24 protein-coding genes are annotated in these 22,545 nt (G+C 28.1%); 12 read left to right on the top strand and 12 right to left on the bottom strand.

Annotated features, from left to right (window positions below; translation table 11 throughout):
* The first annotated feature begins 14 nt into the window (after nucleotides 1-14).
* From X275_RS07790 to malE, 4 genes are all read left to right on the top strand, one after another.
* Entirely contained in the window at nucleotides 15-374 is a 360-nt protein-coding gene (locus X275_RS07790) for a DUF1622 domain-containing protein (RefSeq protein WP_047268287.1), read from the top strand.
* Nucleotides 361-1,338 carry a DNA-processing protein DprA gene (gene dprA / locus X275_RS07795; protein ID WP_047268288.1) on the top strand — a complete coding sequence of 326 codons (978 nt, stop codon included), beginning with the start codon at nucleotides 361-363 and terminating at the stop codon, nucleotides 1,336-1,338. The genes X275_RS07790 and dprA overlap by 14 nt, the downstream gene beginning before the upstream one ends.
* A 2-nt stretch (nucleotides 1,339-1,340) precedes the next feature.
* Nucleotides 1,341-2,390 carry a hypothetical protein gene (locus tag X275_RS07800; RefSeq protein WP_047268289.1) on the top strand — a complete coding sequence of 350 codons (1,050 nt, stop codon included), beginning with the start codon at nucleotides 1,341-1,343 and terminating at the stop codon, nucleotides 2,388-2,390.
* A gap of 148 nt (nucleotides 2,391-2,538) precedes the next feature.
* The gene (malE, locus tag X275_RS07805; protein ID WP_047268290.1) at nucleotides 2,539-3,747 is read left to right on the top strand and encodes a maltose/maltodextrin ABC transporter substrate-binding protein MalE; all 1,209 of its coding nucleotides are present in this window, start codon (nucleotides 2,539-2,541) and stop codon (nucleotides 3,745-3,747) included.
* A gap of 81 nt (nucleotides 3,748-3,828) precedes the next feature.
* Here the strand turns inward: malE and X275_RS07810 are convergent, their stop codons facing one another.
* Nucleotides 3,829-4,650 (bottom strand): MBL fold metallo-hydrolase, encoded by an 822-nt coding sequence (locus X275_RS07810; protein ID WP_047268291.1) that lies wholly within the window; start codon nucleotides 4,648-4,650, stop codon nucleotides 3,829-3,831.
* A gap of 172 nt (nucleotides 4,651-4,822) precedes the next feature.
* On the opposite strand from X275_RS07810, the gene yfcE reads away from it, so the two are divergent.
* Together yfcE and X275_RS07820 are read left to right on the top strand one after the other, a co-directional pair.
* Nucleotides 4,823-5,374 carry a phosphodiesterase gene (gene yfcE / locus X275_RS07815; protein ID WP_047268292.1) on the top strand — a complete coding sequence of 184 codons (552 nt, stop codon included), beginning with the start codon at nucleotides 4,823-4,825 and terminating at the stop codon, nucleotides 5,372-5,374.
* 87 nt (nucleotides 5,375-5,461) lie between these two features.
* Complete coding sequence (locus X275_RS07820) at nucleotides 5,462-7,243, top strand: 5'-nucleotidase C-terminal domain-containing protein (RefSeq protein WP_047268293.1); 1,782 nt, start codon at nucleotides 5,462-5,464, stop codon at nucleotides 7,241-7,243.
* Nucleotides 7,244-7,288: 45 nt separating this feature from the next.
* On the opposite strand, the gene X275_RS07825 is transcribed toward X275_RS07820, so the two are convergent.
* Genes X275_RS07825 through rplU form a run of 9 tightly spaced genes read right to left on the bottom strand, consistent with a single transcriptional unit; the run spans nucleotide 7,289 to nucleotide 14,668 of the window.
* Entirely contained in the window at nucleotides 7,289-9,268 is a 1,980-nt protein-coding gene (locus tag X275_RS07825; RefSeq protein WP_047268294.1) for an ATP-dependent helicase, read from the bottom strand.
* A gap of 14 nt (nucleotides 9,269-9,282) precedes the next feature.
* Nucleotides 9,283-10,545 (bottom strand): RNA polymerase sigma factor RpoD, encoded by a 1,263-nt coding sequence (rpoD, locus tag X275_RS07830; RefSeq protein WP_047266168.1) that lies wholly within the window; start codon nucleotides 10,543-10,545, stop codon nucleotides 9,283-9,285.
* Nucleotides 10,545-12,296, bottom strand: coding sequence for a DNA primase (gene dnaG, locus X275_RS11135; RefSeq protein WP_197072621.1), 1,752 nt, complete (start codon nucleotides 12,294-12,296; stop codon nucleotides 10,545-10,547). Before dnaG ends, rpoD begins: the two co-directional genes overlap by 1 nt.
* A gap of 58 nt (nucleotides 12,297-12,354) precedes the next feature.
* Nucleotides 12,355-12,762 carry a 30S ribosomal protein S9 gene (gene rpsI, locus X275_RS07840; RefSeq protein ID WP_047268295.1) on the bottom strand — a complete coding sequence of 136 codons (408 nt, stop codon included), beginning with the start codon at nucleotides 12,760-12,762 and terminating at the stop codon, nucleotides 12,355-12,357.
* Nucleotides 12,763-12,776: 14 nt separating this feature from the next.
* Nucleotides 12,777-13,223: a 50S ribosomal protein L13 gene (rplM, locus tag X275_RS07845; RefSeq protein WP_047266170.1), complete on the bottom strand. Its 447-nt coding sequence runs from the start codon at nucleotides 13,221-13,223 to the stop codon at nucleotides 12,777-12,779.
* Nucleotides 13,224-13,240: 17 nt separating this feature from the next.
* Entirely contained in the window at nucleotides 13,241-13,771 is a 531-nt protein-coding gene (locus tag X275_RS07850) for a hypothetical protein (RefSeq protein ID WP_047266171.1), read from the bottom strand.
* A gap of 12 nt (nucleotides 13,772-13,783) precedes the next feature.
* Complete coding sequence (gene rpmA, locus X275_RS07855) at nucleotides 13,784-14,062, bottom strand: 50S ribosomal protein L27 (protein ID WP_175419790.1); 279 nt, start codon at nucleotides 14,060-14,062, stop codon at nucleotides 13,784-13,786.
* The gene (locus tag X275_RS07860; RefSeq protein WP_052913238.1) at nucleotides 14,059-14,352 is read right to left on the bottom strand and encodes a ribosomal-processing cysteine protease Prp; all 294 of its coding nucleotides are present in this window, start codon (nucleotides 14,350-14,352) and stop codon (nucleotides 14,059-14,061) included. Before X275_RS07860 ends, rpmA begins: the two co-directional genes overlap by 4 nt.
* A gap of 4 nt (nucleotides 14,353-14,356) precedes the next feature.
* The gene (gene rplU, locus X275_RS07865) at nucleotides 14,357-14,668 is read right to left on the bottom strand and encodes a 50S ribosomal protein L21 (protein ID WP_047268296.1); all 312 of its coding nucleotides are present in this window, start codon (nucleotides 14,666-14,668) and stop codon (nucleotides 14,357-14,359) included.
* Between the two features lie 330 nt (nucleotides 14,669-14,998).
* Here rplU and X275_RS07870 point away from each other — a divergent pair, with 330 nt between their 5' ends.
* The 6 genes from X275_RS07870 (at nucleotide 14,999) to tpiA (ending at nucleotide 20,841) form a co-directional block, all read left to right on the top strand.
* Entirely contained in the window at nucleotides 14,999-15,775 is a 777-nt protein-coding gene (locus tag X275_RS07870; protein ID WP_197072622.1) for a DUF368 domain-containing protein, read from the top strand.
* Between the two features lie 10 nt (nucleotides 15,776-15,785).
* Nucleotides 15,786-16,532: an undecaprenyl-diphosphate phosphatase gene (locus X275_RS07875; RefSeq protein ID WP_047268297.1), complete on the top strand. Its 747-nt coding sequence runs from the start codon at nucleotides 15,786-15,788 to the stop codon at nucleotides 16,530-16,532.
* A gap of 4 nt (nucleotides 16,533-16,536) precedes the next feature.
* Nucleotides 16,537-16,974 carry a nucleoside-triphosphatase gene (locus X275_RS07880; protein ID WP_047268298.1) on the top strand — a complete coding sequence of 146 codons (438 nt, stop codon included), beginning with the start codon at nucleotides 16,537-16,539 and terminating at the stop codon, nucleotides 16,972-16,974.
* A 311-nt stretch (nucleotides 16,975-17,285) separates the two neighbouring features.
* Complete coding sequence (locus X275_RS07885; protein WP_047268299.1) at nucleotides 17,286-17,669, top strand: YbaB/EbfC family nucleoid-associated protein; 384 nt, start codon at nucleotides 17,286-17,288, stop codon at nucleotides 17,667-17,669.
* A gap of 137 nt (nucleotides 17,670-17,806) precedes the next feature.
* Nucleotides 17,807-18,811, top strand: coding sequence for a type I glyceraldehyde-3-phosphate dehydrogenase (gap, locus tag X275_RS07890; RefSeq protein WP_047268300.1), 1,005 nt, complete (start codon nucleotides 17,807-17,809; stop codon nucleotides 18,809-18,811).
* Nucleotides 18,812-18,873: 62 nt separating this feature from the next.
* On the top strand, nucleotides 18,874-20,841 hold the full coding sequence (gene tpiA / locus X275_RS07895) for a triose-phosphate isomerase (RefSeq protein WP_047268301.1): 1,968 nt from the start codon (nucleotides 18,874-18,876) through the stop codon (nucleotides 20,839-20,841).
* 21 nt (nucleotides 20,842-20,862) lie between these two features.
* Here tpiA and X275_RS07900 read toward each other — a convergent pair whose 3' ends face one another.
* Together X275_RS07900 and X275_RS07905 are read right to left on the bottom strand one after the other, a co-directional pair.
* Complete coding sequence (locus X275_RS07900; protein WP_047268302.1) at nucleotides 20,863-21,723, bottom strand: methyl-accepting chemotaxis protein; 861 nt, start codon at nucleotides 21,721-21,723, stop codon at nucleotides 20,863-20,865.
* Nucleotides 21,724-21,734: 11 nt separating this feature from the next.
* A complete protein-coding gene (locus X275_RS07905) occupies nucleotides 21,735-22,490 on the bottom strand; it encodes an MBL fold metallo-hydrolase (protein ID WP_047268303.1) in 756 nt (251 codons plus the stop codon).
* Nucleotides 22,491-22,545: the final 55 nt, after the last annotated feature.

Raw genomic sequence — 22,545 nt, forward strand, 5'->3', positions numbered from 1 at the left:
AAAGGAGTGGTTAAATGGGAATTCATCATGTTGTTGAAATTCTTGTTGATTACGTTTCAAATATATCATATATTTTAGCTATGATTGTAATAGTATTTGGAATGATAAAAGGTTTTTCTATATTTTTAAAGGATGTACTTTTTGGAAAAGAATCCGAAGTGAGTATATGGGAAAGTCGGTTAGAACTTGGACATTCTTTTTCTCTAGGGTTAAGTTTTCTGATAGGGGCAAGTATCCTTAGAACAACAGTATCTCCAACATGGAATGATACCGGACATCTGGCAACTATAATTGCAATTAGAACCACATTGAATTATTTTTTAACGAGAGAAATTAGAGAACATAAAAAGGATGTTAAAAATGATTCAAAATAGTATTATATGGATGAAGGAATTTTTGAAAGAGCCTAATAAAAAAATAATCGATAATATTAAAAATAATAAAGAGCCTATAATTGATCATAAACAATTAAAAGAGTTTTATAGTATTTTGAAAGAAAAGGATATAAAAGTTATTACTTTTTTTGATGAAGAATATCCTGAAAAGTTAAGGCGAATATATAACTCGCCATTAGTCTTATATATAAAAGGTAATGTAAAATTATTGAAAGAAAAATCTATTGGAATAGTAGGCTCAAGAAAATGCACAGCATATGGAAAAAATATAGCTTTTTCCTTTTCTGAGATATTATCAAAAAAATACGTCATAATTAGTGGTATGGCTTATGGAATAGATTCATTTGCTCATAAAGGAGCTATAAAAAATAAAACGATAGCGGTTTTGGGTAGTGGTGTGGATATTCCATATCCTGCTTTTAATAGAACCTTATATAATGAAATATTGGAAAATAATGGATGTATTATCTCAGAATATGCTCCAGGCACGCCTGCTCAACCGTTTAGATTTCCTGAAAGAAACAGAATAATTGTTGGATTGAGTAGTAGCATAATTGTAATAGAAGCAGCTAAAAAAAGTGGTTCTTTAATAACAGCTAGATTAGCAATAGAAAATGGTATAGATGTTTATGCGATTCCAGGGGATATTACAAAAAAATCTTCTGAAGGAACGAATAATTTAATTTATAATGGTGCAATACCGATTATTTCGGAAAACCATTTAAAAGAAATTTTTAATCTTGAAAATACTAATAATATTGATATTAAAAATCCATTAGATTCTAAAATAATTGAGGCTATAACTAATAATTTTAATACATTTGAAAAAATTATATATTATACATCTGAGGAATCATCTATTATACTACAAAGGCTAACAATTCTGACCATAGAGGGGATAATAATAGAAAATAATGGAATTTATTATTACAAAGGGGGATGAATATGAGAAAAAGCGTTTTTTTTCTGTTAATCATGTTTTTATTTATACTAAATTCCTGTTCTTCACAACCCGAAACGGAACCTTATGAATATTTTTCTTCTACGGATAATGACTTTGATGAGATTGTAGTGGAAGGAAAAGGAATTAATTATGAAGAAGCGGAAACTAACGCGCGTATTCAGGCTTTACAAAATATAGTAGGAATGAAATTATATAATCAAACAACTGTAAAAAATTTCAAATTAGTTGATAAAACAATACTTTCAAAAACCTATGGATTTATAAAAAATTCTGAAATATTACAGAAAACAAATGAAAATGGAATTTATAAAATAAAAGCAAAGTATAAAGTTTCAAAAAAATTAACAGATGATGATTATTTCTATATATTACAACAGATGAAAAAACCCAAAATAGGTGTTTTTATTCCAATAACAAGGAGTAACGATTTTTATATAAAAATTGCGGAAACAACTATTGAAGGAAAATTAAGCAAATATGGTTTTAATTTATTTGATTTGAGGAAAATACAAAAATTATCGGATAAAATAAATTTAGCTAATGAAGGACTTGACATTTTAATTGAAGGCAATATATATGCTGAATATTCTGGAGAATATTATGGTTTGAGTACAGCAAGAAGTAAAATAGAGCTTAAAGCCTATTGGACATCAACAGGCAAATTGGTTGCAAGTGTGTCTGCTGAATCTGGAGGTTCTGATGTAACGGAAATAGGTGCTATAAAGACAGCTGTAAGAAAAAGTTCTGAAATTGTTGGTGAAAAGCTTTCTAAAGAAATAATAAAAACATGGATGGATTATCTCGCAAACGGTCTTCCTGTTCAGATTGTTATATTAGATATTTCAAATGAAAAATATCAAAAAATTTATAATTTAATAACGAATAATTTTAAAGTATATTCTTATAATTATTCTAATAATACAGCTATTTTTGAAATAGAATCAAAAATTTTTACAGATAAACTATATAATTTGTATTTTAAGGATTATGATTTGATTACACAAAATATGTTATATTTAGTTATAAGATAACTTTTTTAATTTTTAATTAGTAATAAAACGTTATAATCGTTTATAAACTCCCTTGAAAATAAAAAAAGATATAGAAAAATATAAAATTATGTGTTATAATTTTACTGTAACAGTTTTTTTATAAAAATAGTAAAGGGAGGGTAAAAAGATGAAAAAAGCTGCAGTATTAACATTATTGGTATTATTTGCATTTACTTCCATATTTGCAGTATCAAACAAGATAGTTGTATGGTGTTCAGAAAAACAGGTTGATTTTATGAAAGCATTTGGTGAAAAATTTACGAGAGATACAGGAATATTGGTTGAAGTGCAACAAGTTAACTTTGGTGACATTAAATCAAAATTTTTAACAGCTGCACAAGCAGGAGAAGGTCCAGATATCATTGTTGGTGCTCATGACTGGGTTGGAGAATTAGTTGAAAACGGTTTAATCGATTCAATTCCATTTTCTGCTATAGAAACAGATAAATTCGCACAATCAGGTTTAAATGCTTTCACAGTAAATGGGAAACTATATGGCGTTCCTTATGCAATTGAAGCTGTTGCTTTATTATACAATAAAGATTATGTTGAGGAAGCTCCAAAAACTATCGAAGATTTAAAAGCCATTGCCGCAGAATATACAACTGATGAAACTTTAGGATTTGTATATGATGCTGGAAATTTCTATTTCTCATATAGCTTTATCGCTGGAAATGGTGGATATGTATTTAAATGGACAAAAGAAAATGGTTATGACGTAAATAATATTGGTTTAGCAAATGATGGGGCAATTAAAGGTGCTGAATTAATTAAATCTTTCTTTGATGAAGGATTAATTCCACAAGGAGCTAACTACGGAACGATGGATTCAATGTTCAAAGATGGTTTAGCTGCTATGATTATTAATGGGCCATGGGCTGTAAAAGACTATATAAATGCAGGAATAGACTTTGGAGTATTACCTTTAACAGAATTAAAATTATCTGATGGTCATTTTGGAAAACCATTTGTTGGCGTTCAAGGTTTAATGATAAATGCAAGAAGTGAAAATAAAGCTTTGGCAAAAGAATTTGTAATTAATTACTTAGCTACAAAAGAGGGAATTTATGAATTCTATTTAGCAGATCCAAGATTACCAGCAAGAACAGATGTTGCTAAAATTATCGAAGAAAAAGGCGGACCTGTTCCAAAAGAAATCGTTGATGCATTTGTAAAAAGTGCAGCAGGTGGAGAACCTATGCCAAATGTTCCAGAAATGGGGTCGGTTTGGGGACCAATGGGAGATGCATTATCTCAAATTATAAATGGTCAATTAGAACCAGCTCAAGCTTTAAAAGAAGCTGTTGAAAAAATTAAAACATCAATTTCTAAATAAGATAATAAACAAATGACGGCTAAGCCGTCATTTGTTTATTATTTAAGTTTCAGAATATTAAAATAAATCAAAGGCACAAAATTATTTGTTTATTTTTAAACCATCAAATGCTGGAATAATATTATGTTTAGAATATATATTTTCTAATTCTGAGTGAACAGGATTATGTAAATGAGAAAAATGAGTAACTATAAAATCAGTTTTTTCATTAATGATATTTTCTTTTTCGAATACATTTTTTGTTTCTAATATTTCTTCATAACCCATATGAAATTCATATTTTTTGTTAAATCCCATAGTAGCATCTAAAATTACAATATCTAGATATCCGATTTTATTTTTTATAAAATTCACACTTTCTTTCAGAAATTTCCCTGTATCTACACCATACAAAATTTTTATTCCGTTTTTTTCTACAATATAATTCAAAGGGGTTTCATCATAACCTGAAGTATGATATGCTTTTAATGTATATATAATATAACCATTTAAATGTAGAGTTTTAAATGGCTCAACTGACATTAGACTTATTTTTGGAAGATCAGTATTATTTTTTATGATTGTACCTAAATTATCAGGAACAATTAAGTCTATATGTGGTAAATCATCAAAAGAACCGGAAAATATAGGATTGCGATATTCAAAGTTTTTAAAAAATAGATGATCAGAATGGCCATGAGTTATTAAAATATGCTTAATTTTAGCCAAATCTTTGCCAAATCTATTAGTTGATGCGACTATGTCCGGTCCAAAATCAATTAATATTTCTTCGTCAATTAAAATACTTGATCTTAATCTGATACTTTTTTGACCTTCTTTTCTGGCGTTTTTGCAATTTTCACATGAACAAAAAGGATTTGGAAAACCTTCTGATGCAGCCGTTCCTAAAAATAAAACTTCCATAGCCTTTCCCCCTTGAAGATTAGTTTTCTTTAATTATACCATATTTGCTCCATAAATACACACCTAGCGGTGGGCAATTTTTGGATATATTAAAAGATGTATTGTCATTTATAGCAATATTGTGGTAAAATATACAATGTAAATAATAACTTTAATTTTGTGGAGGTAAAATATGAAATTAGCTATAATTAGTGATACACACGGTTCAATATTTTATTTTGAAAAAGCTTTAAAATATATAAAAGAAGCTGATAGATTGATACATCTTGGGGACTTTTTATATCATGGCCCGAGAAATTCGTTGCCAGAGGGTTATGAGCCAATGGAACTTGCGAATAGATTAACAACATTTTCTAAACGAACATTTGTAACCGGGAATTGTGATTCGCCAATAGATTTAAAATTGTTAAATATACCGGAATCAATACCCTATGTAATTGAAAGTTATGGTCCATTTAATTTTTTCTTCACTCATGGCTGGGATCCTGATTTAGAAGATTCGATATTATTGGCAAAAAAATATAATTGTCAATATTTGATTCATGGTCATACACATATTCCAAGATTTGATAAGGTTGATAATATTGTTGTAATAAATCCGGGAAGTATGTCTACTCCAAAGGAAAACTCGCCTAATAGTATTTTATTGGTTGAAGTAGATATGGATTCCATAGAATTTAAATTTATAGATATTTTAAAAGATATTGTCTATATGGAATATTAGTATGTATTTTTAAAAATTTGATGTACATTTTTTTGTAAAAAGTAGTATAATAGTATTTATCAATATAACAAAGCAGGGGGTGTATGTATGAGAAAGTTTCTTATTCTTTTAAGTATTTTAATTATTAGTTTGACTATTTTTGCAGAAGAAGTAAATCTGGTTATTCTTCATACCAGTGATTTACATGGAAATATATTTCCTGTAAATTATGCAACAAATAAGCCTTATTATGTAGGGTTGGGAAGAGTTTCAACATTTTATAAAATGGAAAAAGAGAAAAATCCAAATGTCTTTTTGATTGACACAGGTGATTTAATCCAAGGGACGCCTTTAGAATATTATCATGCGAGAATAGATAATGGTCCTGTTGATCCAATGGTTAAAGTCATGAACCATATGGGATATCTTGCTTCAATTATAGGAAACCATGAATTTAATTATGGTAAGAAAGTTTTAAATAAAGCAATATCAGAAGCAACATTTCCGTTCTTAAGTGCTAATATAGTAGATAAAGATACAGGGAAACCAGTGTTTAAACCATATATGGTTTTCGATTATAAAGGTATTAAAATAGGTATTCTGGGGTTAACTACAAAATATATTCCAAATTGGGAAGATCCGAAAAATATCAGAAATCTTGATTTTTATGATCCAGTTGAGGTTGCAAAAAAATATGTAAAAATATTAAGAGAAAAAGAAAAAGTTGATGTTTTAATAGTAGGTTATCATGGAGGATTTGAAAGGGATTTAAATACTGGAAAACCAACTGAAGAATTAACTGGTGAAAATCAAGGATATCAGCTGTTAACAGAAGTTCCAGGAATAGATGTTTTGCTGACAGGACACCAACATAGAGCAATTTCAGGAGTTTATAATGGTGTTGCAGTATCTATGCCAAAAAATTGGGGTAAAATGGTTGGAAGAATAGAATTAACTCTTGATAACTCAGATGGAAAATGGAAAATAGTTTCAAAGAAATCTGAATTGTTAAATTCTAAAACTGTAGAATCAGACAAAGAAGTTTTAGATTTAGTTCAGGATTATGAAGATAAAGTTCAAAAATGGTTGGATCAACCAGTTGGAACTGCAAAAGGCGATTTTTATGTTTACGATCCTTTAAAAACAAGATTAGCAGATAATGCACTTATAGAATTTGTAAACAGAGTACAACAAACTTATTCTGGAGTAAAGATTTCTTCAACTGCATTGTTTAATAATGATATAAAAGGATGGAAATCTGGCCCTGTTACTTTAAGAGATATAAATGGAGTTTATATTTATCCAAATACTTTAAAAGTATTGAAAGTTACAGGTAAAGATATAAAAGATGCAATAGAGAGAAGTGCGGACTATTTTGTATTAAAAGATGGAAAGGTTGAAGTAAATAAATCATGGGTTGATCCTAAACCTCAACATTATAATTATGATATGTGGGAAGGTATAAGATATATTATAGATGTTAATAAACCTGTTGGAGAAAGAGTAGTATGGCTTGAGTATGAAGGAAAACCAGTTGAAATGAATAAAGAATATGAAATTGTATTGAATAATTATAGAGCTGGTGGCGGTGGAGGATATTCCATGTTTAAAGGAAAACCAGTTGTAAAAGAAGTAATGATGGAAGTTTCAGAATTAATGGCTGATTATATAATGGAACATAAAGTTATAGAAGCTAAAGTGGATAATAATTGGTATGTTGCAACAGATATTATGTATAATGTAAAATCAGGAGATACTTTGTTTAAATTAGGAAGAATGTACAATGTAAATCCTTATGCAATAGCAAAATGGAATAATATCGAAAATCCAGATTTAATTTATATTGGACAAAAATTAGTAATATATAAACCAGCAATTTCTGATAATTAAAAAAACAGCCCCTTCAAGGGGTTGTTTTTTTAGTCTGGTGTTTGCTTATTCTTCATATCCAATTTTCCAGTATTCAACAAGGTGTTCAGGAATTTTATCGGTAAAATCAGGAAGTTTTTGTCTCATATAAAATGAGTTACCATAATATGGTTTTGCTGTTCCTGTTAATTGTTTAACTATATATAATTCATCTTTTGCTCTGGTTACCGCGACATAAAATAACCTTTCTTCTTCATCAAGTTTTTTATCTTTTAACGCCATGCCATTTGGGAAGTCTCCAGGATTAACAGAAATTATTATTACTACTTTCCATTCGAGACCTTTAGCGCCATGTACTGTTGTTAATGTTATCTTTTCTGTTTTTTTATCTTTATCAGCATTCTGAATTTCAATGTTTTCGCTTAATGCAAGTTCTTCGAGAAATTTATCAAGAGTTTCATATCTTGAAGCAATTTCTGATAATCTTTCTATGTCAAGTTTTCTTGAATAAGCATCTTTAAAATTAAGCTCTAAATATTCTCTATAAAATTCAAAATAAATATAATCGATTAAATCCTGGGGATTTTCTGTTTCATTTTCATATAAATATAATATTATATCTTTTAATTTTGGATACTTTTTAAGATTGATATTCTCAAATGCATCATATGGTGTTGTATATTCCATCAGGTTAGAATAAAAACTATTTGTTATTTTTGATACAGTTTTTTGCCCAATCCCGGGAAATAATTTTAAAGTTCTTGACCATGAAATATTGTCAAATGGATTATTTGTTATTTTTAAAAATGCTAGTATATCTTTTATATGTCTTGTTTCGATAAATCTCTTTCCTGATAATAATTTATATGCTATTTTATTAGCATCTAATTTTTGTTGCAATGCCATAGAAAGACTATGGGATCTATATAAAATAGCTATTTCATCTGGAGAAATACCTTCATTAAATTTATTTTCAATTAATTGAACAACGAAATCAGATTGTTCCAATTCATCATAAGTTTTTACGATTTTTGGTTTTATATTATATGAAGATCTATATGGTTTTAATTTTTTTGGAATTGAATGTGTGGGAATTAAATAATTTTCAAGATTTACAATTTCTGGAACACTTCTATAATTTGTTTGAATTTTAAATAGTTTTACATTTTCATGATTCGTGAAATCATCAACATTTTCAAATCTTGACCCTCTAAATGAATAAATACTTTGAGAGTCGTCACCAACTGCTATTAAATTTTTATGAACACTGGATAGAAACTCTACAATTCTCAGTTGAACTAAACTTGTATCCTGAAATTCATCTACCAATACCCATTTAAACTTTGAAGCTATATGGTTTCGAATATCTTCATTTGTTTCTAATAAGTGCAATGTATTTATTAACATATCATCATAATCCATTGCGTTGATTTTTTGTTTTAATTCAATATATTTCATGTATATTTTCTCAATATCATTTTCGAAATTTATCAGATACGAAGCGATATCTAAAATTGCTTCTCTTATAGATTTTAATGTATTAGCAGCATAACCTATAATTTTTAATATAACGCCTTCATTTGGAATTTGTTTTGCTTCTTCTTTGGATAAATGTTCTTTATATTCATTTTTAGCTATTCTCATTAAATCCTTTGAATCTTCAGAATCAAGAATAGAAAAATTATTTTCATAACCTATTATTTTCGAATATCTTCTTAAAATTATATTGCATATATGATGAAATGTTCCAGCTGTCAATGATGAAGTGTCTACATTTGTTACATTTCTAACTCTTTCTATCATTTCTTTTGCTGAAGCTCTTGTGAATGTGACTAATAATATATTTTCTGGTCTGATTCCTTGAGATAATAAATATGCAATTTTATAAGTAATAACCCGGGTTTTTCCGGAACCCGGGCCTGCAATTATTAATGTTCGGCCATTTGAATTAATAACAGCATCCAATTGTTCGTCATCAAGTTCTTCTTTAAAAAATTCTGGAATAATGTATTCAGTTTTTTTTAAATTAAAAATTTTTTCTTTCATAAATATTCCCCCAGTTATAATTCTTTTCCAAGCATTGAGCTTAATTCTTTAAGTTGAGCACTTCTGCTGGGGTGTCTTAATTTTCTTAAAGCTTTAACTTCTATTTGTCTAATTCTTTCTCTTGTTACGTTAAAATATTGACCTACTTCTTCAAGTGTTTTTACTTTTCCATCAAGTAGTCCATATCTCATCTTTAATACCATTGCTTCTCTTGGTTGTAATGTGTCCAATATTTTTTCTAATTCTTCTCTTAATAGCATTTTCATTGCAACTTCAGATGGTTTATCAAGTGAATCATCGGCTATGAAATCACCTATTGTAGAATCATCTTCGTCAGAAGAGCCTAAAGGTGAGTCTGCAGATATAGTTTCTCTTGCTGTTAATAATATTTCATTAACTTTTTCAACTGGTTTGCCGGTTAATTCTGCAAGTTTTTCAGGTGAAGGGTATTCGCCATACTCCTGCAAATATTCCCTTATTATTTTATTGAATTTATTAATTGTTTCAACCATATGTACAGGTATTCTTATAGTTCTTGCCTGGTCAGCAATTGCACGTGTAATAGCTTGTCTTATCCACCATGTAGCATATGTACTAAATTTAAACCCTTTTTTATAATCAAATTTATTAACGGCTTTAATCAGTCCGATATTTCCTTCTTGAATTAAATCAAGAAACGATAAACCTCTACCAACGTATTTCTTTGCAATGGATATAACAAGTCTTAAATTAGCTCTTATTAATTCATCTCTTGCTTTTTTATTCCCTTCATGAGCTCTTTTAGCTAATCTTCTTTCTCTTTGTGGTGTTAATAATTTAATTTTTCCAATTTCTTTCAAATAAACTTTTATGGGATCTTTTAAAGACATATTATCAAATACTTGAGTTACACCATCTTCTAAATAGTCCATTAATTCTATGGTAGCAGTACCTTCAGATTCTATTATTTCTTCAATTTCATGAATACTATTTTCGTCTAATTGAGAACCGTCATCTACAACGATACCTTCTTTTTCTAAAGATTCATACACTTTTTCTATTAATTCTGTATCTAATTCAGATGGAAGAGTTTTATCAATGTCTTCATATGTTAATATCATATTATTCTTTTTTGCTTTTTTTACTAACTCTTTTATAATTTTTTCAAATGGTTTAGGTGGTTTATAACTTTTTCTTTTTTTCTTTTTCACTTCAACATATTCCTGTGATTTATCAATATTTCCAATTTCCAAATCTCCTATATCTTTTATAGCCTTCATTAAATCTTTATCTGCCATTAAAAAACACCTCCTCGCTTTTTAAGGCTAGCGAGTATCTCGAATATTTCTCTCATTAAATCTTTTTTTTCAGTTAGATCTGTAGTAGCATTTAATTTTTTTCTCAATTTTTTTATTTGTTTTTCTTTTCTAATTTTATCTACTGATTGTATTAGACTTAAAAAAATACTTTCAGGTTCTAATTCATAATCAAAATTCCATACAAGTTTTATTAAATCTATTAAATCTTCGCTACCATTTTCCAAAATTTCAGATAAATCGTAGCCACTTTCAATTAGTTCGAAAAACTCTTTTCCTAAAGTTTCAAAATCTTTTGATGATAATTTTTCTTTTATTTTTTCTCTAAATCTTTTATGTTTAATCCATAACCATATTAATTGCTTATCTAATTCTCCAGCTTTTTTGGAATAAGCATCAGATATATTTTCATCTTTTGGTGTATATGGTATGATTTTTCTATTCAATTTTTTATATTTTATTATATTTTCAATAGCTTTTTTTATATTGTTTTCTGGTTTTAAAAGAATTAATGAAATTCTTTTAATAAACGTATCCAGAATAACAGCATGTTTTGATTTTTGAAATTTAAGATACCATTCAGCCATTTTTTCAAGATATTGTTCTATACCAAATTCATCGTTTATGTTATATTTATCTTTGTAATATTCAGGAATAAAATCATAAAATTTTTTTGATTTTTCTAAGGCATTTAACACCCCAGTTTCTCCGGATTTCTTTATTAATTCATCTGGATCTTTTGCATGATATTGAGAAATTGCGACTTGAAAACCATAGGATAATAGATAATCCAATGATCTTAAAGTAGCTTTTTGCCCAGCTTCATCCATGTCAAACATTGTAATTATTTTGTCTGTTAATTTTATAAGTTTTTTTGCATGATTTGCTGTAAAAGCTGAACCTAAAATAGCAATGGAATTTTCAAAGCCGTTTATATGCATATTTATTGCATCAAAATATCCTTCTACTAATATAGCATATTTTTCTCTTTTTATTATGTTTTTAGCTTTATTATATAAATATAGAATTTTAGATTTTTGAAAAAATTTATTTTCAGGACTATTTAAATATTTTGGAGATTCATTATTTATTGTCCTACCAGCAAAGCCAACAATTCTTCCAAAATCATCTTTAATAGGAATAATAATTCTATTTTTAAATATTTCCGTTTTATCTTTTCTAAGTATTCCTAATTCGTTTCCAAGAGAAACAGGTAAATCAAAATCATCGAGAATTGACGATTTTAATGTTCCGTTTGAGAATCCTAATTCAAATTTTTCAGCATAATCTTTATTTATACCTCTACCTAATAAATATTTCCAGGCTAAATGTGAATTAGGAAGATTTAATAATAACTCTTTATATTTTTTATGATAATTTTCAAAAATTTGTAATTCAATAGGAAGTTCTCTATTTTTAAAATATTTGGAGATATCAATTCCAGCCATAACAGCAGCTTTTTTTACAGCATCTATAAAATTTAATTGTTCGTATTTTTGAATAAAGTTAATAGGGTCTCCATGAGCCCCACAGCCAAAACAATGAAATGTATTTGTTGCCGGGAAAATAAAAAAAGATGGAGTGTCTTCAGGATGAAATGGACATAGAGCAGTATAATTCTTTCCTGTTTTTTTTAAGGAAAGATAGCTGCCCACTATATCTTTAATACTCAATCTTGAATTAATTTCATCAATAACTTCTTTTGGTATCAAGACATCATCTCCATATAGCAAAAAGATGGGAACGAATATCGTTCCCTCATTATGCAATACTTTTGTATAAAAACAAAAATCATCTCTTTGAGAATTGTGGAGCTCTTCTTGCTTTCTTTAAACCGTATTTCTTTCTTTCTACTTCTCTTGGATCTCTTGTTAATAAACCATATTTTCTTAATACAGGTCTTAAATTTTCATCATATTCTAATAAAGCTCTCGCAATTCCCAATCTAATAGCACCAGCCTGACCGTTCATTCCACCACCTTCAACAGTTATAACCAAATCAAATTTTCCTTCATTTTCAGTAACTGTTAAAGGTTCTAAAGCGTGTTTTGACCAAACTGGATTATTATTGAAATATTGTGTCAAGTTTTCAAATTCTTTTTTGTTTACCCTTACTTTACCGTCACCTGGTCTTAAATGTACTCTTGCGATAGAAGCTTTTCTCCTACCTGTGCCGTAATAATCTATAAATTCAGCCATGCATTATTCCCTCCTTATAATTCCAACTTTTCTGGTTTTTGTGCTTCATGAGGGTGATTAGAACCAGAATAAACCTTTAATTTTTTAAACATATGTCTTCCTAATGTTGTTTTTGGAAGCATACCTTTAACTGCTTTTTCTATCAATCTTTCAGGATATTTTTCTAATATTTCTTTAGCTGTTTGCTCCTTTATTCCACCTGGATAACCAGTATGTCTGTAATATTTCTTTTGTGTCCATTTCTTTCCTGTCAATATAATTTTCTCAGCATTAATCACTATTACATAATCACCTGTATCAACATGAGGTGTATAAGTTGGTTTGTGTTTTCCCTGTAATACTCTTGCTATCTGAGAAGCTAATCTACCCAAAGATTTTCCTGTTGCATCAACAACATACCATTTTCTTTCTACTTCTTCATTTTTTGCTAAATAACTCTTTTGAGTCATTATTGAAGCCATTTTACTGTCCTCCTTTCTTAGGAAAAAAAGTTCTTAATTCTTTTATATAACAAGTCACCTAAAATAGCGTCTATAATAAATTTTATCAAATTAAAAGATATTATAGTTATAGCTAAAGTCCATGATGATAATCCAAAATACTTTGCTGCCTCACTAAAACTCATTTTAAAATAAAGCGGTATAATAGCCATATTCATCAATACCATCACAATTCCAACAATAAAAGAAGATATTACGTATTTTATATATTTATTTATATTTATCTTTAATAAAGTTAATATAGTTATAAATGTCAGAATTGCGACAAAATCCATTGAAACTCCTATTAAATCACCAGATTTAACAAAATAAAATACTAAATCTTTGGTAATTAATGAAAATAAGGCAGTCTGCCAATTAAATAAAAGAAGCGAAGATATAATTAATAAAGCACTTGGATCAAATTTTAAAAAACTTGCAAAAGGAAATATTGGAAATTCTAAAAACATTAAAAGTACGGATAAAGCTCCCAATATTCCTGCCGTGGATAAAATTTTTACACGGCTCATATTATCACCAACTCATCTTTCGGGATATACACTAATTAATCTTCTGTTATTTCTTCTTTCGAATTTTACATAACCTTCTATTTTAGAATATATTGTATGGTCTTTACCCATTCCTACATTATTGCCTGGATGAAAATGAGTACCTCTTTGTCTAACAATTATATTTCCAGGTATTACTTTTTGACCGTCTCCCTTTTTTACACCGAGGTACTTTGGATTAGAATCTCTTCCATTTTTTGCAGTACCCCCACTCTTTTTAGATGAAAAGAGTTGAAGATCTATTTTCATTATTTATTCACCTCCACCTTCAAGTTATATGGATAACTCTCCTCAAGACTTTTTAAAGCATCGTGTAAATATTTTACTAATTTATCGGACAATTCATTATTTTTCCATTTGATTTTTAAGTATCCATCTCTCTTTTTATAATTTCCGATTTTTTCATTCTTTATAATTTCAGCAACAAATTGTGTTAAAGTGCTAACTGCACTACATAGTATATCTTTACCGTATTCATCAAAATCTGCATGTCCATCAATTTCAACATAATTTTTTTTTAAATTGAATATGATATTAATCATAATATCATGCTTCGATTTTTTTAATTTTTAAAGCTGTAAAATGTTGGCGATGTCCTTTTTTTCTTCTATAGTTTTTTCTTCCCTGAAACTTTACAACTAATATTTTTTTGTCTTTACCATGTTTAACGACCTCAGCAACAACTTTAGCATTTTCAACATAAGGTTTTCCAACTTTAGCAGAATCGCCTTTTACAAATAAAACCTTATCCAATACAACTTCTGCGCCTTCTTCATATCCGTCTAATTTTTCTGTGTAAAGTTCCATGCCTTCTTCTACTTTATATTGCTTTCCGCCAACTTCAATGATAGCGTACATATGGTCACCTCCTCTTGAAATAGTAATAATGGGCTAAGGTACCTTTTCGGGTTTAAGACCTTAGACCCTTTCCGAATTATTTTATCATATTTCACCAAAACAATAGTTAAACTTATGTTAAAATTATAAATCAGTTTGATATATCATGTTGTCTAAAAAAACAAAGTTATTCAGATAATTTCTTTTTTATTCTAAAAACTCTTATCTGATCACTTTAAATACATAAAATTTATTCAAAAGTAAAAAAAATTAATATAAAAAATGTGATTTTATTGTATAATATTATGGCGTAAAAAGTCTATTCTTCACAGACAAATGGAGGTGTAAATATTGCGGGATTTTATACTTGGTTTAATAATGGGGATTGCAGAATTATTGCCGGGAATTAGTGGAGGTACTATAGCGGCCATATCTGGAAGATATGAAATTGTTTTAAAATCAGCATCAGATATTATATCATTAAGATGGTCAAAAGAGTCGCTGAAAGTGATTCTTTCTTTAATCATTGGTATGGGAACATCTATAATATTCTTATCGAAATTTTTATCATATTTGTTTAACAAATATCCAGAGTATTCTTATGGTATCTTTGCTGGATTAATAATAGGAGGGCTTATTTATTTATCCAATCAAATAAATTTTAAAAAAAGAGAAAATTATACTATTATAATTATTACTTTCATTATTGCATATTTCTTTTTAAGTTTTACTAAATCTATTGAATTAACAACTGGAAAAATAAGTTTCTGGTATTTAATGTTTGGAGGTATTATTGCGGTATCTGTAATGGTTTTACCTGGAGTAAGTGGATCATCCATGCTTTTGATTATGGGGTTATATAAACCGGTTATAAATGCTGTTTCTAATTTTGATTTTGATATATTGATTCCTGTAGCGCTTGGTATCTTTTTAGGGTTGATTTTTATTATAAAGTTATTGGATAAGCTAATGAAAAAATTTCATGAAAAAGTTATGTCTTTTTTAATTGGATTAACATTGGCAGGATTATTTGTTATTTTTCCTATAACTTCCAAAATATTAACTTACATATTTTTTATAATAGGTATTTTTTTGTCAAAATATTTGGAAAAAATATTAAATGAATAGGAGTGGAAACATGAATGAGATTATTTTAGGTGTTATTCAAGGTTTAACAGAATTTTTACCAGTTTCAAGTTCGGGGCATCTTGCTTTGTTCTCGAAATTGATAAATTTTAATCCTGATGTTTCGTTTTTTGCTTTTTTACATTTAATGACATTTTTTGCTGTATTGCTATTTGTATATAAAGAAGTATGGTTTATATTAAAAGGCATTTTCACGCTCGATAAAGATGCATGGAACCTTGCTTTGAAAATAATTGTGTCTACTATTCCTGCTGCAATTATAGGTATTTTATTTGAAGATCAAATAAGTGAAGTTTTTTCATCATTAAAAATTGTGGGATTATTTTTTCTATTTACATCTATAGCTATGATTTTGTCTGATAAATTTAAAGGTAATAAAAATTTAATTGATATTAATTATACTGATGCAGCAATTATCGGGTTATTTCAAGCGGCGGCTATTTTCCCTGGAATTTCCAGAAGCGGTTTTACATTATTTGGCGCTTTAATATTAAATATAAAGAAAGAAGATGCATTAAAATATTCATTTTTAATGAGTTTGCCTGTTACTTTTGGAGCTGGACTATTGGAAATAAATAAAGTAACCTTTACTATGCCTGTTATATATTCTGGAATTTCAACATTTATTTTTGGGGTTTTTGGTTTATATATATTAAAAAAGACTGTAATTAATGGGAAACTCAAATATTTTGGATATTATACTATTTTTACTGCTATATTAAGTTTTATTATTGGGTGATTTTATGAAATTGCTTTTAACAGGAAAAATAGGAATAGGTAAAAGTACCATTTTGAATAAAGCAATAAATAAATATAATATAAAATACGGCATATTTACAAAAAAAAGTGATAAATATTTGTATGCATATTTGTTGAATTCGAATAAAAAATATATTATAGGAGAAAAAACATTACTTGGTATGAGTATAAATTATGCTGGATTTGAATTAATAACATACGAATTAAAGAAAATAACATTTCCAGATTTTTTTGTTGTTGATGAAATAGGCTTTTTGGAAGAGAAGTATGTACCATATTTGAATGAATTAGAAAGGATTATAGAGGAAAGTAGAAATTTTATAGGGATAATAAGATTATTTTTTCATGAAAGGTATTACTTTTTAAAAGATTTGCCTATTATAGAAATTACTGAAGAAAATAGAGGAAATATAGAATTATAAAAATAAAAGCTCCGGATTCCTCCGGAGCTTTTATGAAACCATATATCTATATGGAATCGGGGGATGGGGATTTCAAAATTATTATATCTTAGATATATTAATTCAAAGTTACGAAAATAAGACGATTTTATATAAAAGGTAACTTTTTATATAGTATAGTTTTGTACATAACATGAAAAAAATTTCATGCTAAAAAGTGAGAATTTTTAATTTATTTAAACATAATCATTAAAATTTGAGATTTATGATATAATATAACCGATAAAGTGAAAACAAAATATTTAAAATAAATTGAAAAGCGAGGGGAAAAAATGGCAAAAAAGATTAGAGGATTAGGTGGAAGAAGTTTAAAAGGTTCTGGAGGAAAAAAGAATGATATAATGAAATTGATGCAAGAGGCACAAAAAACACAGGAATTAATGGAGCAAGAAATGAAGAAGTTTGAAAATGAATTATCTTTAAAAGATTTTGAAGCAACAAGTGGTGGTGGTGTGGTAAAAGTTATAGTTTCAGGAGATTTAAGAATAAAAGATATTGAAGTTTCAGATGAACTTGAAGATGAAGAATTTGAAATAATAAAAGATATGATAATTGCTGCAGCCAATGAAGCTTTAGAAAAAGCAAAAAAGTTTAAAGAAGAAGAAACAGAAAAAATTTCCCAAAAATATTTAGGTGGATTAAATTTAGGGCTATAATTAACATTAATTAAATATAATTATCGATAAAAATTTATAATAGTAAAATATTAATTTCAAATAAGAGAACTATAATATACTTAGAGAAAAAAATAACAAAATTCAAATTTACTATAAATTCAGGAGGTGTTTTTATTATGGCTATTAAGATTGCTATTAACGGTTTTGGGAGAATTGGGAGAGTAGTATTTAGAGAAATGATGAAAAGAGAAAATTTTGAAGTTGTGGCTATTAACGATTTGACAGATCCAAAAACATTGGCTCACCTATTAAAATATGATAGTGTTCATGGGAAATTTGATGGAACTGTAGAAGTTTCAGAAGATGGTTTTGTTGTAAATGGAAAAGAAATAAAAGTATTTGCTGAAAAAAATCCTGCAAATTTACCATGGAAAGATTTAGGAGTAGATATTGTTATTGAATCAACAGGTGTGTTTAGAAATAAAGAAAAAGCTATGCCACACATAGAAGCAGGGGCTAAAAAAGTTTTAATTACTGCTCCAGCAAAAGGAGAAGTTGATTTAACAGTTGTGTTAGGAGTAAATGATGAATTGTTATCAAAAGAACATGTAGTTGTTTCAAATGCATCCTGTACAACAAATTCAATAGCTCCTGTAATTAAAGTATTAAATGAAAAATTTGGCGTTAAAACAGGGTTATTGACAACAGTTCATTCCTTTACAAATGATCAGAGAGTATTGGATTTACCTCATAGTGATTTAAGAAGAGCAAGAGCAGCAGCTGTGAATATTATACCAACAACAACAGGTGCAGCTAAAGCTGTAGGTGTAGTTATTCCAGAATTAAAAGGAAAATTGGATGGTATTGCTATGAGAGTTCCAACTCCAGACGGTTCGATTACAGATTTAACAGTAGTTGTTGAAAAAGAAACAACAGCTGAAGAAGTAAATGCAGCAATGAAAGAAGCTTCAGAAACATACTTGAAAGGTATTTTAGGATATAATGAAGATATGATTGTCTCTTCTGATATTATTGGAACAACATTTTCGGGAATTTTTGATGCAACATTGACAAAAGTTATGGACGGTACATTGGTAAAAGTAGCTTCGTGGTATGATAATGAATATGGATATTCTGCAAGAGTTGTGGATTTAGCAGAAAGATTAGCAGAATTAATATAAATTACTAAAATAGGGGGCTGTTAAGTCCCCTTTTTAAAAATATAAAAAAGGGGGAGAGAATAATGGAAAAAATGACAATAAAAGATTTAAATTTAAAAGATAAAAAAGTGATTATGAGAGTAGATTTTAATGTTCCAATGAAAGATGGTGTTATAACAAATGATAAAAGAATAAAAGCAGCATTACCTACTATAAAACATGTGTTGAATGAAGGTGCGAAGGTTATATTATTGTCTCATTTAGGAAGACCAAAAGGAGAACCTAAACCAGAGTTTTCTCTAAAACCAGTAGCAGATAGATTATCTGAATTGCTAAATCAAGAAGTGAAATTTGTTCCTGAAGTAATTGGAGAAAAGGTTAAAAATGCTGTTAATGAATTAAAAGAAGGAGAAGTATTATTATTAGAAAACACAAGATATATGAAAGGTGAGACGAAAAATGATTTAGAATTAGCCAGAGAATGGGCTAATTTAGCAGATATTCATGTAAATGATGCATTTGGTACTGCGCACAGAGCACATGCCTCAAATGTTGGAATTGCTCAATTTATACCAAGTGTTGCAGGATTCTTAATGGAAAAGGAAATAAAATTTTTATCGAAAGCTACATCTAATCCTGAAAAACCATATGTTGTAATTTTAGGAGGAGCTAAAGTTTCAGATAAAATTGGAGTTATAAATAACTTATTGGATAAAGCTGATAAAATATTAATTGGTGGAGCTATGATGTTTACGTTTTTAAAAGCATTAGGAAAAGAAATAGGCTCTTCGAGATTTGAAGAAGATAAAGTTGATCTTGCAAAGGAATTGTTAGAAAAGGCGAAGGAAAAAGGTGTTGAATTAGTATTACCAGTTGACGCTATAATTGCTCAAAAATTAGAAGCTGGTGTTGAAAAGAAAATTGCAAAAATTGAAGATGGAATAGAAGAAGGATGGATGGGCTTAGATATAGGACCAGATAGCATTAAATTATTTAAAGATAAATTAGCAGGTGCAAAAACTGTTGTATGGAATGGACCAATGGGTGTATTTGAAATAGAAGATTTTGCAACTGGAACAAAAGAAGTGGCAATGATGGTAGCTGATATTACTGAAGAAGGTGCTGTTACTATTATTGGTGGTGGAGATAGTGCAGCTGCTATTGAATTGTTTGGTTTGGAAAGAAAAGTATCTCATGTATCAACTGGTGGTGGTGCATCATTAGAATTTTTAGAAGGAAAAGAATTACCAGGAATAGCAAGTATTGCATCTAAAAAAAAAATAAATAAAAGGAGATATATATTAGCTGGGAACTGGAAAATGAATAAAACCAATTTAGAAGCTGCGGAATTCATTTCAAAATTGACAGCAAATATTGGTAAAGAAAAGAAATTTGACATTATAATTGCACCAACATTTTTAGCATTAGAAAAAGCTGTTGATTTGACTTCAAGTACTAATATAAAAGTATCTGCACAAAATATGTATTTTGAAGATTCTGGAGCATATACAGGAGAAATTTCGGCAGGGATGTTAAAATCTATAGGTGTTGAATTTGTAATATTAGGCCATTCAGAAAGAAGAAATATTTTTGGAGAAACAGATGAAGTAATAAATAAAAAGATTAAAAAAGCATTGGAAAAGGAAATAATTCCTATTTTTTGTGTTGGAGAAAAACTTGAGGAAAGAGAAAAAGGATTAACCTTTAATGTTATTGAAAAGCAAATAAAAGAAGGATTATACGGATTGAATAAAAATGAAGTTCAAAAAATAATTGTTGCATATGAACCGGTTTGGGCAATTGGCACTGGAAAGGTTGCAACACCAGAACAAGCAGAAGAAGTTCATGCATATATTAGAAAATTATTATCTGAAATGTATAACGAAGAAACAGCTGAATCAATTACTATTTTATATGGTGGAAGTGTAAAGCCAAATAATTATTTCGGACTATTTACAAAACCAAATATAGATGGTGGACTGGTTGGTGGAGCATCATTAAAAGAATCATTTATAGAATTAGCAAATATAATGAAAAACATAATTTTATAAAAATATAGCAGGCATTGCCTGCTATATTTTTATGTTTTTTATATTTTTCTGCATATTTAAGACATTCTTTATGACAGAATTCAATGTAGAAATTGTGTTTATTAATTCTAACATTTCATCTTTTGATATAGATAAATTTCCAAGATTATTTTCCAATAATGTCGAATTTGAATGTAAATCCTTAATTAACTTATCAAGAAAAATTTCATTTTTCTCTAGTATTTCTAACGAGTCTTCCGTGATTTCTGCCACAGTATTAAATAAATCAGAAATATAATTTATTTTATCCAATACATCGCTAATTTCATTTGATAGAAGAGTTATTTTATCATTTATCATTTTCGCACTTTCATTTGTTTCGGTGGATAATTTTTGTATTTCTTCTGCGACAACTGCAAATCCTCTTCCGTGTTCTTTTGCTTTTGCTGCTTCAATAGATGCGTTTATTGAAAGCATATTAGTTTTTCTTGCAATTTTATTTATATTTTTTGTAATTTCCATAACTTCATCAAAATTATTTAATGCGTTTGAAATCATTTGTATAGATTCTAATACGTCATTTCTTACCTCATCGAGATTATTGCCTATACGGTTTAATTTACTTATAATATTTTTATTACTTGTTGATAATGTATTTTTTTCTTTTTCGCTTTTTAAAGACATTTCTTCTATTTCTTTTGTAATTATTTCAGTATTATCAATAGATTCAATAATCTTATTCCCAACATTTTGAGTTAAATTTGTTGCTTGCTGAAATCTCTCTCCAATTACTTCATCCAAATTTTCAATAAATGAAGTAAGAATGTTTTCATGATATATGCTTTCCGCAATTTTTTCTACAACTTTTTTAAAGTATTCATTTTTAAAGTTATCATTTTTCACTTTACCACATCCTAATATATCTCATTTATAATGTCAATACCGCATTTTAAATCTTTAAACCAATTTAAAAATTGATTATACTCATTTCTTTTGAACAATAAACCATGTTGTGGAGTCATCATTTCTACATCAAATTTTGAGACTATCTCAATCCATTTTTTTGCTGCAATATTTGAAGACATATATCTTTTATGAAATCCTTCCATATATTTAGTATAGTCATTGAAATTTTCAACAAATATTTTATCTTCAGATGGTTGAACAACACCAACACCAATATCGCCTGAAAATAGTATTTTTGAAATTGGATCATATAAGGTAAAATTACCAAGTGAATGTAAAAAATGAGCAGGAATAATTTTTAACGAATAACCATCTGAAAATTTAATTTCTCCTCCCCTATCTTTAATAGGAACAAGATTAGAAGAATCAAAAACTCCAAAATGAGGTAAAAATCTTTCCCACAACTCAGAAATATAAATTTTAACGCTATCTAAGGTAGAACTCCATAAAGCAATACCAGATGACACATCAGGATCTTGATGTGTATAAAATATTGCTTTAATCTTATCAGTGGATATATGTTCAGAAACATTTGCCAATACTCTTGGGAAAACATGAACACCACCTGGATCTAATAAAACACCTTCATCATTATGAATAATTAAAAATTGATTGGTGAAAATACCTTCAAGATTGTTTTTTTCAATACCTAAATAGATAAATTTATGGTCATTATTTTCAAATAAAACAACGGAATTTGACACTTCAAAAACCTCCTTTTAATTAATGAATAATTAAATTTATTTTAATAATGTAATC

This window comes from Marinitoga sp. 1197 (genome assembly GCF_001021165.1).
Lineage (GTDB): Bacteria > Thermotogota > Thermotogae > Petrotogales > Petrotogaceae > Marinitoga.

Bases quoted from the DNA above. Each gene is read 5' to 3' on its own strand.
- X275_RS07790 (WP_047268287.1), top strand. From the start codon at position 15: ATGGGAATTCATCATGTTGTTGAAATTCTTGTTGATTACGTTTCAAAT.
- dprA (WP_047268288.1), top strand. From the start codon at position 361: ATGATTCAAAATAGTATTATATGGATGAAGGAATTTTTGAAAGAGCCT.
- X275_RS07800 (WP_047268289.1), top strand. From the start codon at position 1,341: ATGAGAAAAAGCGTTTTTTTTCTGTTAATCATGTTTTTATTTATACTA.
- malE (WP_047268290.1), top strand. From the start codon at position 2,539: ATGAAAAAAGCTGCAGTATTAACATTATTGGTATTATTTGCATTTACT.
- X275_RS07810 (WP_047268291.1), bottom strand. From the start codon at position 4,650: ATGGAAGTTTTATTTTTAGGAACGGCTGCATCAGAAGGTTTTCCAAAT.
- yfcE (WP_047268292.1), top strand. From the start codon at position 4,823: ATGAAATTAGCTATAATTAGTGATACACACGGTTCAATATTTTATTTT.
- X275_RS07820 (WP_047268293.1), top strand. From the start codon at position 5,462: ATGAGAAAGTTTCTTATTCTTTTAAGTATTTTAATTATTAGTTTGACT.
- X275_RS07825 (WP_047268294.1), bottom strand. From the start codon at position 9,268: ATGAAAGAAAAAATTTTTAATTTAAAAAAAACTGAATACATTATTCCA.
- rpoD (WP_047266168.1), bottom strand. From the start codon at position 10,545: ATGGCAGATAAAGATTTAATGAAGGCTATAAAAGATATAGGAGATTTG.
- rpsI (WP_047268295.1), bottom strand. From the start codon at position 12,762: ATGGCTGAATTTATAGATTATTACGGCACAGGTAGGAGAAAAGCTTCT.
- rplM (WP_047266170.1), bottom strand. From the start codon at position 13,223: ATGGCTTCAATAATGACTCAAAAGAGTTATTTAGCAAAAAATGAAGAA.
- X275_RS07850 (WP_047266171.1), bottom strand. From the start codon at position 13,771: ATGAGCCGTGTAAAAATTTTATCCACGGCAGGAATATTGGGAGCTTTA.
- X275_RS07860 (WP_052913238.1), bottom strand. From the start codon at position 14,352: ATGATTAATATCATATTCAATTTAAAAAAAAATTATGTTGAAATTGAT.
- rplU (WP_047268296.1), bottom strand. From the start codon at position 14,668: ATGTACGCTATCATTGAAGTTGGCGGAAAGCAATATAAAGTAGAAGAA.
- X275_RS07875 (WP_047268297.1), top strand. From the start codon at position 15,786: ATGAATGAGATTATTTTAGGTGTTATTCAAGGTTTAACAGAATTTTTA.
- X275_RS07880 (WP_047268298.1), top strand. From the start codon at position 16,537: ATGAAATTGCTTTTAACAGGAAAAATAGGAATAGGTAAAAGTACCATT.
- X275_RS07885 (WP_047268299.1), top strand. From the start codon at position 17,286: ATGGCAAAAAAGATTAGAGGATTAGGTGGAAGAAGTTTAAAAGGTTCT.
- gap (WP_047268300.1), top strand. From the start codon at position 17,807: ATGGCTATTAAGATTGCTATTAACGGTTTTGGGAGAATTGGGAGAGTA.
- tpiA (WP_047268301.1), top strand. From the start codon at position 18,874: ATGGAAAAAATGACAATAAAAGATTTAAATTTAAAAGATAAAAAAGTG.